Origin of the sequence: Paraburkholderia sp. EG304 (assembly GCF_046543485.1) — a bacterium.
In the GTDB taxonomy this organism is placed as follows: domain Bacteria; phylum Pseudomonadota; class Gammaproteobacteria; order Burkholderiales; family Burkholderiaceae; genus Paraburkholderia; species Paraburkholderia youngii.
Genome location: NZ_JBKGUA010000190.1, coordinates 1 through 1,869, shown reverse-complemented (window position 1 = coordinate 1,869; position 1,869 = coordinate 1). Strand labels below are relative to the sequence as shown.

At 65.5% G+C, this 1,869-nt stretch carries 2 protein-coding genes; both read right to left on the bottom strand.

Annotated elements, in window-relative coordinates:
• On the bottom strand, positions 1-1,169 hold a 1,169-nt coding region (locus tag ACLFKU_RS43190; RefSeq protein WP_410853320.1), incomplete at its 3' end, for an efflux RND transporter permease subunit.
• On the bottom strand, positions 1,166-1,869 hold a 704-nt coding region (locus ACLFKU_RS43185; RefSeq protein ID WP_410853319.1), incomplete at its 5' end, for an efflux RND transporter periplasmic adaptor subunit. The genes ACLFKU_RS43190 and ACLFKU_RS43185, both read right to left, overlap by 4 nt.

Genomic DNA, 1,869 nt, shown 5'->3' with positions numbered 1-1,869 from the left:
GTGATGCGGTCGAAGTTCTTGCCGGTGGCGGCCATCACCATGAACACCGCGGCCAGCGTCAGCGGCACGGCCGCGGCCACCACGATGCCCACTCGCCACCCCATGCTGACAAAGCAAACCAGCATCACCACCAGCAGCGCGGCGAAGAACTTCATCATGAACTCGTCGACCGACGCACTGATGTTCACCGCCTGATCGGTGACCTTGTCCAGCGTCATCCCGACAGGAAGCCCGTCATTGATTTTCTTGACCTCCGCGTCGAGTGAGGCGCCGAGATCCAGGCCGTTCCAGCCGTCACGCATGACGATGCCAAGCAGCATCGCCGGCTCGCCGCCGTTGCGGATCATGAAGGTCGACGGATCCTCATAGCCCCGCTTGACGGTCGCAATGTCCCTCAGCTTCAGCGTCTTGCCCTGTGCAACGACCGGCGTATCGCGGATCTTCTCCAGCTGGTCCAGCGCCCCATCCAGGCGGATGAAGATCTGCGGGCCCACGGCCTCGACCGAGCCTGCGGGCGTCAGGGCATTTTGTCCGTCGAGCGCCCCGAACACCTCCTGTGGTGTGATGCCAAGGTTCGACAGGCGTTCGTGCGAAAGCTCCACATAAATGCGCTCGGGCTGCTCACCGATGATGTTGACCTTCTTCACGCCAGGAACGTGCAGCAATCGCTGACGCAGGGTTTCGGCGTCGCGTGCAAGCACCCGGAACGGCTCACCCTTCGCCTTCAGTGCGAACAGAGCGAAGGTGACATCCGCGTATTCGTCGTTGACCATCGGGCCGATCACGCCTGCCGGCAGGTTCGCCGCTTCGTCGGCCATCTTCTTGCGCGCCTGGTAGAACTCCTCCTGCACCTGCGACGGGGGCGTGCCGTCCTGCAACGTCAGCGTGGTGAAGGACAAGCCAGGCCGCGTGTAGGTTTCGCTGCGGTCATACCAGCGCAGCTCCTGCAGGCGCTTTTCCAGCTTCTCGGCGACCTGATCCTGCATTTCCGTCGGCGTGGCACCTGGCCAGGCCGTCACGATGGTCATGACCTTGACGGTGAACGCGGGGTCCTCCGCGCGGCCGAGCTGGAAGAACGACACGATGCCGGCAACGGAAATCAGAACGATCAGAAAGACCGTGATGGCGCGCTCGCGCACCGCAAGCGCGGACAGGTTGAACCCACTCACTGATGGGCCCCATCTGCAGCGGTGCTCTTGGCCGTGTCAGCCAGACGAACCACCTGCCCTTCCCGCAGCAGGTGTGCGCCAAGCGCCGCCACGCGATCCGAGGCCTTCAACCTGCCCTCGACCAAGGCCTGATCGTCGCCCAGCTGCTTGACGGCGACCGGCATCCAGCTGGCTTTGAGCGGCTCACCCCCGATCACCCATACGCCGGTTCCGGTGCCGGGATCGAACAACGCCCCCAGCGGAACCTCAAATCCAGCCGGGACGCCGGCAGGTGCCGAGCCCGCAAGCTCGACCGCCACCGTTGAACCCAGCGGCAGTGCGGCGCTGCCCTCTTCCAACGTGTAACGGGCTTCAAACGTCCGGGTTGCGGGGTCTGCCGATTCAGAGAGCACGCGCAACCGCGCGGGGATCTTGCCGCTGCCCCCGAACGAGGACGCCAAGGCGACCGAGCCGATCAGGGGACGAAGCGTCTCCGGCAGTTGGACGACCGCCTCTCGGCTCCCCGCACGGGCAAGTCGGGCAACCACCTGCCCCGCCGCCACGACCTGACCCGGCTCGGCGTTGATGGACATCACCACCCCGTCGGCATCGGCAACAAGCGCTGTGTACTGGCTGGCATTGCGCGCAACCCGGGCCTGGGATTCGGCCGCCCCGAGCTGTGCGGCCGCCCCGGCGGCCCCCGCGTTGTTATGGTCGTAGG